Raw genomic sequence first — 13,542 nt, 5'->3', positions numbered from 1 at the left:
TAAAGCATGAACATTAACGAGCTTATAATTCCTGCTGCCAGAAAAGGTGAAATTGAAGTATTAAAAGAACTGATTCTGCAAAAAGCAAATGTTGATCTAAAGGATGAAAAAGGATTTACACCATTAATAATTGCATGTTATAATAACCAATATGAAGCCGCAAAACTATTAATTGAAGCAGGTGCAGATTTAAATGATGCTGATAATGGTGGAAATACAGCTTTAATGGGCGTTTCTTTTAAAGGTTATGCAGACATAGCCAAGTTGCTGATTGAAAGCGGAGCTGATTTGAACTTGCAACATGGAAACGGCGGAACTGCCTTAATGTTTGCTGCTATGTTTGGCAGAAATGATGTGTTGAAATTACTTTTAGATAGTAATGCTGACACTACTATATTGGATAAAACCGGTCAATCTGCTTTGGAATTTGCGGCACTACAAGGTAATGAAGCTGGAATGCAAATGATTCAAGAATATCAAACATCTTAATCGGCAAGCAGACCTTTAACCAGGCTGCTCCACTGAGGATAGGATAAGCCAATTTTTGCAGCCATACCTACCACAAAGTTTCTTCCCTTATCGTATAAACTGCCGTTTGTGGTATTTGGTAGTTCATTATGCCCATGTTCTTCGGCATAAACAACGTTTCCTTTTTGCCTTACAATAAATGTAGAGGTAGCATTATCTTTCAAAAAGTGTGCGGTATCGTTTTTATCAGAAAGTGGATGCGGACATGGCCTTACTCTAATTAAAACATAACGCTCGTTTCCATCATCATTTCGTTCTATTTCTTCGATTCTAACCCAATCATAACCCATTCCTGCCTTAGTTCCCGGACCTGGAATATCTATGCGAATATAATCTTTGTGTTCTGCAAGCCTTTGAGCACGAACGCCATGGTTATCAATCAATTGAAAAGCAGAAATCCCTGCATATTTGCCCCAATTATTTACATCCAAAAGTCGCTCAGAAGAAACTAAATATCTTTTTAATGCTTCTTCCTCTCCTTGAAATTTCCGTTCATCTACAACATCCACCTCACTTCCAACAACTTGCTCAGGTACTTTAGGAAGATTAGTATTGTTTTCCATAGTTAGGATTTTAGTTTAGGTTGATGGTAAAATCATATATCGAATGCTATATGTAAACAGCATTCGATATATATTTGATTTGAAATGAATAAAATAATTCATAATCAATTTGCAACGCAGATAAATTATGCAGGAATTTTTCTAGGATTTTCTCTTTCCCAGAAACGGTGCATACCAATCATTTCGATAAAAGTACTAGCTAAGTTCTTAATATCTGCCGAAACCAATACGCCTTCGCGTAGCACTGTTTCTTTAGAATACTCTGCTGGTAATTTTTTATAAAAGTAGGTTGATTCCAATACTTGTAATGCTTGTTCATCGGCTGCAATAGCTTTACAATGTTTAAAAGCTTCATTTAAGAAATGAACGGCATTTGCCTCTGCTTCTAAAGTTGCAACTGAATTTCCACCACCAGGAACGTAAACAGCATCGTACAAAACAGATGCAGCAGTTAAAAAGCTTTCATCAACAGTAATTTGCACATTGCCTTCAGAAATGATTTTGCCTAACTTTGGAGCAATAATATGAACCACCGCTCCTTCCGTTATCAATGCATCTTTAACTTTACTTAACGATTTTTCATCAACGCCATCAGCAGCTAAAATTGCAACCTTTCGGGTTTGAATGGTATCTTTAATCGTACCAGCCATACTTAATGCTTCTGATTTTGCTAAACTACCCTCAGGGTTTGTAGATGCATATTCACTTCTATCACCATCAGCCGGGATGCTGTTATTCAGTTCTTTTAGAGGAATTTTTGGAATGTGTAATCCTAAAGCATAAGCAACCTCTGCGGCTAAGTTTTTATCAATTTCGGCCAATAAGGCAAGCATACGTTCACGAATTTCTACTGCTTTAACTTTTCCAAGTTCGAAACTCAGTGCATCAGTGATGTGGTTTTTTTCAGGATCGCTTTGCGAATTAAAAAAAAGACGAGCTTGTGAAAAATGATCAAAGAAACTTCTGCTTCTTGCTCGTATCTTTTTAGCATCAATCCTTTCATTATAGCTTACAAAACCACCTTCTTTTGCCTTGGCTTGTTGAGGGTCGTTGGCTGCAATGGCGTTAGGACCATAACTGGTTTTACCACGGTTAATGGTTTGACGCATATAACCATCTCGTTGATTATTATGAACCGGAACAACTGGGCGGTTAATTGGAATTTCATGGAAATTTGGTCCGCCAAGACGAATTAATTGCGTATCGGTATAAGAGAACAATCTACCCTGTAATAACGGATCGTTAGTAAAATCAATACCTGGAACAACATGACCAATATGAAAAGCAACCTGCTCGGTTTCAGAAAAGAAATTATCCGGATTGCGATTTAAAGTCATTTTTCCAACACGTTGTACAGGTACAAGTTCTTCGGGTATCAGCTTTGTTGGGTCAAGTAAATCAAACTCAAATTTAAATTCATCCTCTTCAGGAACAATTTGAACACCTAATTCCCACTCCGGAAAAGCTCCTGCTTCAATTGCATCCCATAGATCTCTTCTATGAAAATCAGGGTCTTTACCAGAAATGTTTTGCGCTTCATCCCAAGCAACGGAATGCACGCCGAGAAGAGGTTTCCAATGAAATTTTACAAAATTCGAAACACCTTGAGCATTTACAAAACGGAAAGTGTGTACTCCAAAACCTTCCATCATGCGGTAACTTCTTGGTAAAGCACGATCGCTCATTGCCCACATTATCATATGTGCAGACTCTGGAAGTTGAGAAATAAAATCCCAAAAGGTATCATGAGCTGAAGCTGCCTGCGGCATTTCATTATCCGGCTCAGGTTTTACTGCGTGTATTAAATCAGGAAACTTAATTGCATCCTGAATAAAAAATACTGGCATGTTATTACCTACCAAATCAAAATTGCCTTCCTGTGTGTAAAACTTAACTGCAAATCCACGTACATCTCTGGCTAAATCGCTCGAACCTCGAGAGCCGGCTACCGTAGAAAAACGAACAAAAACTGGTGTTTCAATACTGGTATCACATAAAAAAGCTGCTTTGGTTATTTCTGATAAATCATCGTAAACTTTAAAAACGCCGTGTGCTGCAGAACCTCTTGCGTGTACAACACGTTCTGGAATACGCTCATGATCAAAGTGTGTAATTTTTTCTCTTAAGATAAAATCTTCGAGTAATGTTGCGCCTCTATCACCAGCTTTAAGCGAGTTTTGGTCGTCATTGATTTTTACACCATGATTGGTTGTCATAAACTGACCAGTAGAATCTGCCACGAAAGATTCTAATTTATTGGTTTTATCGTTCTCTTGCTGTGCAGGAGAACTATTTTTATTGGATGTTTTCTTAGCCATATTTTTTAAGCTTCTTCAGCTACTTTATAATTAATTTCGTTTTCAGCGATGTCGCCTAATTTATTATCGGCAAGTTTTTCTTCAGCCAATGTTTGCTCTAAAATCTCTGCAACATCTTTTAAACCAAGGGTTATTGCCAATTGATACAAACCATTATAACTTGCAATTTCATAATGCTCAACTTTTTGCGATGCCAAAATAATACCCACATCCCTAGTTGCAGTTCCAGGTTCTGTAGATTCTACAATACCTTCGGCTTCTTTTGTAAGTCCTTCCATGGCATCACACTTTTTAGCAATCGCCTTCTCTCCAAGTAGTTCAAAAATTTGTTCTAACCTGGTTACGTGATTTTTGGTCTCTTCGAGATGAGATTTTATAGCATTAATAAGTTCGGGAGCTGTTGCAACGGAAATCATTTTTGGAAGGGATTTAACCAAATGATTCTCTGCCCAATATAAATCAGCTATTGAATCTTTAAAAAGTTCGTTAAGTTCTGGAGAATCTTCTTTTGTGGTTTTGGTGGCAAATTTTGGTTCGCTACCAGTTTCTTTTGTTTTCATATTAATAGGTGATGATTGTTTTGTTTGATTATACAACCCTAAAAACAAAGGTTAAGTTTTGATTAAATTCTAGGAGATTATTAATAATTATAAAGATGTGATGAATGGATTTCGTTGATTATTTGATGTTTTGGATATAGCGAAATTTTCGTCATACACTTAACAAAAGCCCCTGTTTACACATCATTTAGGAATATTTCGGCTTTAATTTGATTAATTTCACATTTTACTAAACAAAACCATGGGGCTTAAAGTTATCTTACGCGTGATGGTTAAACATAACCATTTCGAATTCATTAACCCTGATAAAATGTTTTTATAAATGGAAGACTTTTTAGTGAATTTGCCAGATTTTGGAAATGCTGATTTAAGACTATTTGCAGCAGCATTACATGCATCTAGCAATGGTGTAGTTATAACGGATCATAATCAACCAGATGAGCCAATTATTTACTGCAATAATGCATTTGAGAATTTAACCGGATATACTAAGAAAGAAATTATAGGCCATAACTGCCGCTTTTTACAAGGTGAAGACCGTAATCAAAAATCAAGAAATTTATTAAGAGCTGCAATAAAAGATGGGGAGCATTGTACGGTTTTACTAAGAAATTATAAGAAAGATGGCAAAATGCTATGGAATGAACTTATGATTTCGCCAATAAAAAATCCCCAGGGAATTGTTACACATTTCATAGGTATTCAAAATGATGTAACAAAAAGAGTAAATGCCGAAAATGAATTGGTAGAAGAAAGGGAGTTATTGGATGAACAGGTAAGAGAACGCACACATAACTTAGAAGAAAGTGAAAGCTATTTATCTGCTATTGTAGAAACCATTAGAGAAAGCCTTATTGTTTTAGATAGCGAATTAAAAATTTTAAGTGCTAACGAAAATTTTTGTAGTTTTTTTAGGGAAAGATATCAAGACATAATTGGTGAAAATTTATTTAAGATAGGAAACGGACAGTGGGATATTCCAGAACTTCGACAGCTATTGTTAAATATTCTTCCTCATAATAATCCATTCGAAGGTTTTGAAATGGAGAATGAATTTGCATCGATAGGGCGTAAAATGCTTATTTTAAATGCAAGGCAAATGACGCTTAAAGGTAAATATCAAGATAGAATACTTCTAGCTATAGAAGATATTACCGAAAGAAAAGCTATTGAATATAGAAAGGAAGATTTTATAAATATTGCAAGTCATGAAATGAAAACTCCTTTAACCAGCATAAAAGGTAATTTTCAATTATTAGAAAAAATAGCAAAAAGAAATAACGATACTACTTACTTAAAAGGTTTTGCTACGGCTGGTAAATCTATTGGTAGGTTAGAGCGACTAATACACGATTTATTGGACGTTGCGAGAATGCAATCTGGTAAAATTCAATTTAATTTTGAGCCTTTCAGTTTTAGAAAATTAATTGAAGATGCAGTAAATGTACTAGAACAAAGTTCTCCTGAGCATAAAATTTCTATGACAGGTATCGCTGATATTACGGTTGAAGGTGATTTTGGTAGATTAGAACAGGTTATGATAAACTTATTGTCAAATGCTGTAAAATATAGTCCTGTAGAAAAAGGAATAAATGTTCATCTAAGTATGTTATCGGGATATTGTAAGGTTTCGGTTACAGATTCTGGTGTTGGAATACATAAAAGAGATCACAAAAGAATTTTTGAACGCTTTTACCGTGCTGATGAAATCTCAGAAAGATTTCCTGGTGTGGGCGTAGGTTTATATGTTTGCAGTCAGATAATAAAAGAACATAAAGGAACGCTGTGGGTAGAAAGTGAAGAGGATAAGGGATCAGTTTTTAGTTTCACAATACCTTTAAAGCAAAATCAATATGGCAATTAAAATAATGATATGTGACGATGAGATAGACATATTAGATGTAACCCAAATGATATTAGAAGATGCTGGTTTTGAAGTAATTGCCGTTTCTGACAGCTTAAATGCAGAGCAGATTTTTTTAAATGAAATGCCTGATTTATTATTAATTGATTTGTGGATGCCCGGCATTTCTGGCGATAGGATTATCTCTTCATTAAAATCAAATGTGGCTCATACAAATATTCCAATGATTGTACTTTCGGCAAGCGATACAGGAAAGCAAACTGCAATGAGCTGTGGAGCAGAAGACTTTATCCCAAAACCATACGACATAGATAATTTGCTTGATATACTTAATAGTCATCTTATTGAAAAAAGTAACTCCAAATATTAGGCTTAATACACTTCAAATCCTAAAAATTTAGGACAAAAAAACCGCTGATTAAAACTTAACCAGCGGCGAATTCTTATTAAATACTATATAGCTTTGTGAACATCCCTTAAGCCTTTAATTAAATCGTGGCTTAAGTTAATAGCATCCTGCTGTTTTAACAATGTTGATCTTACGTGTTCGCTTAATTCATTTTCTTGAAGCGCATCTCTATATGCTTTTTTGATTGCATCTTCTCCACGCTCACATTCTGCTAAAATACTGTGGCGATCATCACCACCGAAGCTAGCTTTAATGTCTATCCATGCTCTGTGTAAAGTTCCTAAAATGGTATTTCCAGTATCTGGAGTATCGCCATTTCTACCTACTAAACCAGCTAACTCTAAAGAGTTCGCACGGCTATCTGATGATAATTTTTCAAAGGTAGCTTTCAAATCGATGTTAACCTCATCTAAATCTGCCGATGCTTTATCAAACCCATCTGCTCTATCGTTATTGATTTCAATTAAATCATTTAAAATTTCTACTGTTTTTTCTGTATTTTCCATTTTTGTAAAATTTTGAAGTTTCTTTTTCAGTTTTGTTATTATACTACAATCAGATTTAGCTAATAGTTTTATTTTTTTATAATTTTAAAGCATAAAATTAGCTCGTTCAGTTTGTTTTCATGATAAGTTGTAACACCGTCATTTTAGCATTCCCAAAAGCTATAAAATAGTTATCTGAATTAAAATTAGATAACTTTGGAAATTAGTTTATCATCAGAAAACCAAATTGGCAATCTGCACATACCTTACAGTAGTTTGAATAAAGAATTGCCCTTGCCAAAAAATGAGCCAGAACGTTTAGCCTCATTAAAAGCCTATAAAATCATGGATACCTCTGAAGAGGATGATTTCGATGATTTAACTAAAATGGCTTCCGAAATTTGTGGTACACCAATCGCATTGATTACTTTAGTTGATGAAACACGCCAGTGGTTTAAAAGCAGAATTGGGCTAGATGTTAATCAAACGCCAAGAGAACATGCTTTTTGTGCACATACGATTATAGATCCCACCGGAACCATGCAGGTAACCGATGCGAGGTCTGATTTACGATTTGCTGAAAATCCTTTGGTAACTTCTGATCCGAATATTGTTTTCTATGCCGGAGTTTCATTGCAAAGTCCTGATGGTTATTCACTTGGCTCACTTTGTGTTATTGATAGGGTGCCAAAATCCTTAACACCGCAACAATTAAATGGACTGAAAATTTTAGCGAAACAGGTTATTGCTCAAATGGAGCTTAGAAAGAAAATTGCTGACCTTCACGAAGCAAATAAAAAACTAAGCGAAACAAATGAATTTATGCAGCGATTTGCAACAACTGCTGCACACGATTTAAAAAATCCTTTAAGTAGTATATTAATGAGTGCTGAACTTTTAACCCGACACCTAGAGCAGAATGGCGATGTTAAGGCGTTAAAACTTGCATCAACAAATTTATCATCAACAAAAAAGTTAGCGAAGCTGGTAAATGATATGTTAGATTATTCGCTCAAACCAGAAAAACTAACTCAAAATCATACATCAATTCTTCTCAGTAATTTCTTAGAAAAAACAGTTTCTATGATTACTATGCCCGATAACGTGGTAATTACCTATCCAACAGAAAACCCAATAATTACAACTTCAGAAATTGCACTGCAGCAAATATTTATAAATTTATTAACCAACGCTGTTCGCTACAATGATAAGCCAATTTGCAAAATTCAAATCAGCTACCATAAAAAAGATGGCAAAGATGTTTTTGTAATTCAGGATAATGGAATTGGAATAGCTAATAAGGAACTTGAACGTATATTCGACAGGCATGTAACATTAAATCATGTCGATAGATTCCAGCAAAATGGTACAGGCATTGGACTTTTTACCGTAAGGTTTTTGGTAGAAAAACTGAATGGCAAAATTTCTGTTGAATCAGAAATTACTAAAGGAAGTCGATTCACATTTAGTATAGGTTCTTAAAGTTTCTTAAAACTTCGGATCGAAATTGAAATAAATTGGATTGGAAAGAGCGACCATTTTTTCGCTTAAACCCATTGATTTTGGAACTTGCGGATAGGGAGTATTTTTACCTTCTACCACAACACGATAATATGTACGTGTTTTAAAATCTGGAGTATCGGTGAATTCAATAACTGGTATTTTGCCTTTCACTTCGTAAGCATTCAATTTTCTACCATTTTTAATTACAGTAATTGTATAGGTTTCATCTACCAAAGTATTACCCATCAATTGTACTTGAAATTTTATCGGCTTACCAGTTGAAATTGCGTTATCACCCATCATCATTTCAAATTTTCCATTTCCTTTTTCATCAGCATAAAACTCTACCCTTGGAGAAAATGGATTTGCACTTACCGAAACCTTACCATTATCTAATGCATAAACGATTGCATCTAGACTCCGTTTTTTTGCAAAAACCCATGTTGTGGGTGTGCCAACATAATTAAATTCTGCTTGATAAGTATTTGCTGTTGGTTTTTCATCAGCAGTAGGCACGCCATGATGCGAATCACTTCCTCCCCTTCCGGTCATCATTCTACCCGATGAAAGCATATCATCCCAAATCATAATTGCATTGGCATTTTTTGGCCAAATTGCCGAATTCCAAACCTCTATCGATTTTACCAGATCATAAGAAAAGCCAAAATTATCTTTCCCGCTTGGATGGTTTGCCGATAAATGAACCCCCAACGAATTTTTAACCTTGCCAATGTTTACGTCTCGCTGATCTCTAACATCAAACAACTTTTGATGGTCATATGGTTTTGCAGAAAACACATTTCCATGTCCTCTGGTGGTGGTCCACTCTGCACCGTATAATAAAAGCAGCGAGTCTGATTTAAATTCTGGATCAGTCCAGGTGTTGTGCGCTATATCTCCATTAACATGATTATCATGATCGGTTATGCATAAGTAATCCATCTTTACCGATTTTGAAAAATTTATAATCTTTGAAATCGAATTGTTGGATGATTCAGTGCTATGTCTGGAATGCACATGCAAATCGCCTTTTAACCACGTTCCCGACGGGTTAATTATTGCAGTAAGTGTTTTTCCGTCTTGAGCAAAAACACAAGTAGTATTTAAATAAAATAGTACAAACAATATCGAAAAAAAAGATTTAAAGGGATGCAGCATGTTCAAAATTAAGGATTTGATTTAAAAGAATTCTATTTTTTGATAAACTGGTGATTTCAAATTAAGCTTTCACCATAAGCGATTCTGGCATTTCGGCAGCCTTTAGCATAAAATTATGCAGTTCGTAATTTTTAACAAAAGGCTTTAAGTTTTCAGAACCAGGACCAAACATGGTAAGCTCTACATAATCACCGGTATGATTCATACCGGCCCATTGCACATCTGTATATTTGCCTAAAATTTTTCCATATTCGTAAAACGGAAGATTAGATTCATTGTAGAGTTGACCCGGAACAATATCTTTAAAGTGTGTAAGCAGCGATTTAACATCAGCGGATTTCATTACCAAACCTTGGTTTTCTTTTATCAAATCGATAATTTTTTGTTCGCTAAATGATTGATTTAACTGACCTAAAAGCCATGTATTGCTATGTTTAAAATGCTGGAGGCTATCAAACTTCTTATTGGCTTCATCTGCATAAAATAAACCAGGATTTGAATTTCCATGGTCTGTTGTTATAATTACCAAAGTTTCGCCATCTTTTTCTGCAAACTCTATAACTTTTCCAACAGCTTCATCAAATGCCAACTGATCGAAAATTAATCCACTCAAATCGTTCGAATGTGCTGCCCAATCTACTTTTCCACCTTCTACCTGCAAAGCAAAACCGTCTTTGTTATCTTTCATTAATTCGATGGCTTTTATTGTCATTTCTGCCAAAGTTGGTGTACTTTTCATCAGTGCTTCATCATGCTGGCGATCAACTTCAAACGGCATTCCATCTTCAGCGAACAAACCCAAAACCGGCTTCGATTTATCCAAGGCCATCATTTCTGCTCTGTTTTCTGCAACTTTGTAACCTTGTGTTAAATATTTAGGAATCAGGTTTCCGCCAGTTCTTTTCTCCCCAAAATATTTATGCCCGCCACCCATCATTACGTCAAACTTTAATCCGAGGTACATTTCGGCAATAATATCCTGCCCACCACGATTATCTATATTTACACAAAAGCCTGCAGGTGTTGCATGGGTAATTGGCACAGTGGTTACGCAACCAACCTTTTTACCTTTTTCTTTAAATTTTTGAAGAATTGGTTGAGGCTTTTCACCGTTCACACCCACATTGAGCGAACCATTTCTTACCCGCATACCCCCACCCCATGATGAGCTAGCCGCAGCAGAATCGGTAACCATAGAACTTGCCGAAGCAGTATCCATTAAAGCTCTTACAGCTTTATTATCTCTATACAAGCCTAACCATTTACTACTTTTTCCGAATGTGCGGTTGGAATATAAATCTGCCATGTTAAGCGTACCAATACTCATCCCATCACTAACCATCATGATAATATTTTTGGCTTTTTTAGCACCAACAAGTGGCGAGGCTACAACATCTTGCAAGCCAATAAATGGTAAGCCTAAACCAGCAAGGAAACCTCCCTTTAACAACGATCTTCTGTTCATGTGTGTTGCTTATTTCTTAAGTGGATTATCTCTAAAATATGTTCCATTAGCAAAACTTATGGAATAATCCGATTTAAAATGAGTGCTTTTTTTGTAATAATCTGTAGTGATAATTTGTGCTCCTGATTTGCAGGCCGCTTCAAAATCAGTAAAATCGCTTTTTCTAGCCTGTTTGGTATCAGCATCTGCCCGGGTTCTTATGATGTAACCCTTTTTTACAAGGTCAGGAATTTGCACATCTTTTGGATTGTTCCTAATCATTATGGCAGCCTCCGGAGTACCAACATCTGCATTGGCAAACATCACGCGACCCGTTAACGAAGGATGACCATTGATATAAGTTGAGCGTTTTCTGCCTGTAGCATCTAAAACAAATAAAAATTTACCTTTGGCCTTGCTTAATTTTGGCCAATTTTGCTCTAAAACAGCTGCCTCCAAAGTTTTATATTTTCCTTTAACTTCAGTTGGTGTAATTAAATGTTCTTTACCTAAATTTTCAAGAATGGTTTTATCCAATTCATCAAAAGTTGCACTGGTAAATACTTCGGGCTGAGTAAAACCTTTGCGTTTAATCGAATCATCTTTTGCTTCTAAAGTAATAAAAATTGGTGTATGCTGTGGATTAGCTTCTGACCACTTTTTAAGCTGCAATAAAGCCAATTTAAAGGTTAGTGCGGATGATCTGAAATCTAAATCAGGAACGTGTAAAACTTTAAAGCCAGGCTTATTAAGTTCGCAATCTGTATCAAATTCTGGCTGACCTTTAATCATATCAAAGCCTCTTGGATGCGCATACTTTCCACCCTTTTCATCCGCGTAAACATCTATTTCTAAGTTTCTAAGCCCCATATCCAATTGTTCTGGCATAGATATATGTTCATAATCTAAACTATTTGCAGCATTAGAATCTGTTAGTTTAATGGCTTTAAACAATGCCGGGTTAATGGCTTGTTTGTAGCTGTTATGCGAACCGATAACCTGAATTTGATTTATCGGTAAATCATCTTTTGAAGTTATTAAGGCGATGGCTGGAAGAACCAACAATAAACCAATACAGGTTATCAGTCTCATATTTTATTTGTTTGAAAGATAATTAGTAACCAGGATTTTGCTTTAAATTGGTATTCAACTTTAATTCATTTGCCGGGATTGGGTAAATTCTTCTGGTTAAATCTTTATTCATAAAAAGCACATCATTTGGTAGCGGATATTCCGTTTCAAATTGCCCGAAACGGATTAAATCATTTCTTCTCCACGCTTCCCAGCTAAACTCACGAGCTCTTTCATCAAGTAAAGAACTTAAAGTAACCGTTGCTACGGTTGGTGCACCCGCACGATTTCTAATTTTGTTTACTAGTACCGTTGGCGTTTGTAATTCGCCATTAACAGATGTTGCAGCTGCTCCTCTTAAAATTGCTTCTGCTTTCATTAACATTACATCGGCCAAACGTAAAAGTGGCATATCGTTACCGTTTAACCTTGTTGCCTGAATTGCGTTAACATCTGGCCAGTATTTTACCGAACGAACACCTTTTGCCTGGTCGGCTACGGTATTACCTAAATCCATCGGCTTACCTGGTTTTAAAATTAAATCTGGCGTAATTTCAATTTGAGTAGTAGTACCAGCAACCAATACAGGTTTAGTTAAATCAGGCTTTCTGTTTGCGTCTGGAGCATATTGTTTACCAATTAACCAAAAACTGTTTCTAATATCGTTTGCCAAATTAAAACGGTTGTAATATTCTGGTGTTGTGCTCATTGCAATACTAAAACCAACATTAATTCCATAGGCTGGTGCCAAGGCTGGATAAAAACCAAATCTCGTCATCTGGTTACCCGGAATTTGCTGGTCGTAAGGAACTGCAAAAATGGTTTCGTTAATCTGAGGACCATTGTTTACATCGAAAATATCAGAGTACTTATTGTCTAAAGCATAATTGGTATTTTTCAAAATATTATCAGCCATAATTACGGCATCAGCATAGCGGGGTTTTCCCGTATACACTTCTGCATTTAAATACATTTTTTCTAATAATGCATAAGCCATAGCTTGTGTAGGGCGACCATAAACTGCAATTCGGTTATTATTATCTTTTACTGGCAACTGTGCAACAACGGATAAAAGTTCCTTTTCAATAAATTCGAAAACTTTATCGCGGGTTTGGTTTCCTGGTAATGTACTAACCGGAAAGGTGTCAATAATGGGCACATTTCCATATAAATCCATCATAAAAAAGTAATACAAAGCCCGCATTGCTTTTACTTCTGCCAAACTGCTTGCTTTAGTTGCTGCTGCAACATTCGATTCGTTGGTAAGATTTATTAAACGGTTGCAGTTGTTGATACCACCAAAACCCCACTGCCAAATGTCTCTAACGTTTGGATGGTCGATGGTCCAGGTGTGGTAATGCAACTGGCGATACTGACCACCATCATCAAAGTTACCATCGCGTGCAGGGATAATTGCCGCATCGCCAGAAAGCTCCTGCATTCTCCAGTAAGGAACACCATATTGAGAGGAAAGGTTGGAATACATGGTACCAAAAAGTGCAGCATAATCAGAATTGGTAACCGGAAAGTTATCTTTTACGTATTGCGATTCTACATCTACATCGAGCTTGCTGCATGATTCTAAAACCATTAAACAGGCAAGAATATTAAATAAAATTATAAGTTTTTTCATTTTCGT

Annotated in this window: 12 protein-coding genes; 4 read left to right on the top strand and 8 right to left on the bottom strand. The window is 35.9% G+C overall.

Annotated elements, in window-relative coordinates; translation table 11 throughout:
- Positions 1-6 precede the first annotated feature (6 nt).
- A complete protein-coding gene (locus IEV50_RS08950; RefSeq protein WP_188413233.1) occupies positions 7-489 on the top strand; it encodes an ankyrin repeat domain-containing protein in 483 nt (160 codons plus the stop codon).
- On the opposite strand, the gene IEV50_RS08945 is transcribed toward IEV50_RS08950, so the two are convergent.
- From IEV50_RS08945 to IEV50_RS08935, 3 genes are all read right to left on the bottom strand, one after another.
- Positions 486-1,091, bottom strand: a complete 606-nt coding sequence (locus tag IEV50_RS08945) for a hypothetical protein (protein WP_188413231.1) — start codon at positions 1,089-1,091, stop codon at positions 486-488. The genes IEV50_RS08950 and IEV50_RS08945 overlap by 4 nt on opposite strands.
- A 125-nt stretch (positions 1,092-1,216) precedes the next feature.
- Positions 1,217-3,409 carry a catalase gene (locus IEV50_RS08940; protein ID WP_188413229.1) on the bottom strand — a complete coding sequence of 731 codons (2,193 nt, stop codon included), beginning with the start codon at positions 3,407-3,409 and terminating at the stop codon, positions 1,217-1,219.
- 5 nt (positions 3,410-3,414) lie between these two features.
- The gene (locus IEV50_RS08935) at positions 3,415-3,969 is read right to left on the bottom strand and encodes a YciE/YciF ferroxidase family protein (protein ID WP_188413227.1); all 555 of its coding nucleotides are present in this window, start codon (positions 3,967-3,969) and stop codon (positions 3,415-3,417) included.
- Positions 3,970-4,291: 322 nt separating this feature from the next.
- Here IEV50_RS08935 and IEV50_RS08930 point away from each other — a divergent pair, with 322 nt between their 5' ends.
- The gene (locus IEV50_RS08930; protein ID WP_188413225.1) at positions 4,292-5,833 is read left to right on the top strand and encodes a PAS domain-containing sensor histidine kinase; all 1,542 of its coding nucleotides are present in this window, start codon (positions 4,292-4,294) and stop codon (positions 5,831-5,833) included.
- Complete coding sequence (locus tag IEV50_RS08925; RefSeq protein ID WP_188413223.1) at positions 5,823-6,203, top strand: response regulator; 381 nt, start codon at positions 5,823-5,825, stop codon at positions 6,201-6,203. The genes IEV50_RS08930 and IEV50_RS08925 overlap by 11 nt, the downstream gene beginning before the upstream one ends.
- 83 nt (positions 6,204-6,286) lie before the next feature.
- Here IEV50_RS08925 and IEV50_RS08920 read toward each other — a convergent pair whose 3' ends face one another.
- On the bottom strand, positions 6,287-6,748 hold the full coding sequence (locus IEV50_RS08920) for a ferritin-like domain-containing protein (protein WP_188413221.1): 462 nt from the start codon (positions 6,746-6,748) through the stop codon (positions 6,287-6,289).
- A 195-nt stretch (positions 6,749-6,943) separates the two neighbouring features.
- On the opposite strand from IEV50_RS08920, the gene IEV50_RS08915 reads away from it, so the two are divergent.
- Positions 6,944-8,209 (top strand): sensor histidine kinase, encoded by a 1,266-nt coding sequence (locus IEV50_RS08915; RefSeq protein WP_188413219.1) that lies wholly within the window; start codon positions 6,944-6,946, stop codon positions 8,207-8,209.
- A gap of 6 nt (positions 8,210-8,215) precedes the next feature.
- Here IEV50_RS08915 and IEV50_RS08910 read toward each other — a convergent pair whose 3' ends face one another.
- The 4 genes from IEV50_RS08910 to IEV50_RS08895 form a co-directional block, all read right to left on the bottom strand.
- Positions 8,216-9,355: a CehA/McbA family metallohydrolase gene (locus IEV50_RS08910; protein WP_229746678.1), complete on the bottom strand. Its 1,140-nt coding sequence runs from the start codon at positions 9,353-9,355 to the stop codon at positions 8,216-8,218.
- 94 nt (positions 9,356-9,449) lie between these two features.
- Positions 9,450-10,853 (bottom strand): alkaline phosphatase, encoded by a 1,404-nt coding sequence (locus tag IEV50_RS08905; RefSeq protein WP_188413215.1) that lies wholly within the window; start codon positions 10,851-10,853, stop codon positions 9,450-9,452.
- 9 nt (positions 10,854-10,862) lie between these two features.
- Complete coding sequence (locus tag IEV50_RS08900; protein WP_188413213.1) at positions 10,863-11,924, bottom strand: phosphatidylinositol-specific phospholipase C1-like protein; 1,062 nt, start codon at positions 11,922-11,924, stop codon at positions 10,863-10,865.
- Positions 11,925-11,946: 22 nt separating this feature from the next.
- Complete coding sequence (locus tag IEV50_RS08895; protein WP_188413210.1) at positions 11,947-13,536, bottom strand: RagB/SusD family nutrient uptake outer membrane protein; 1,590 nt, start codon at positions 13,534-13,536, stop codon at positions 11,947-11,949.
- Positions 13,537-13,542: the final 6 nt, after the last annotated feature.

Origin of the sequence: Pedobacter mendelii, from assembly GCF_014635725.1 — a bacterium.
Taxonomy (GTDB): Bacteria; Bacteroidota; Bacteroidia; order Sphingobacteriales; family Sphingobacteriaceae; genus Pedobacter; species Pedobacter mendelii.
This window is presented reverse-complemented; position numbering and strand designations above follow the sequence as displayed.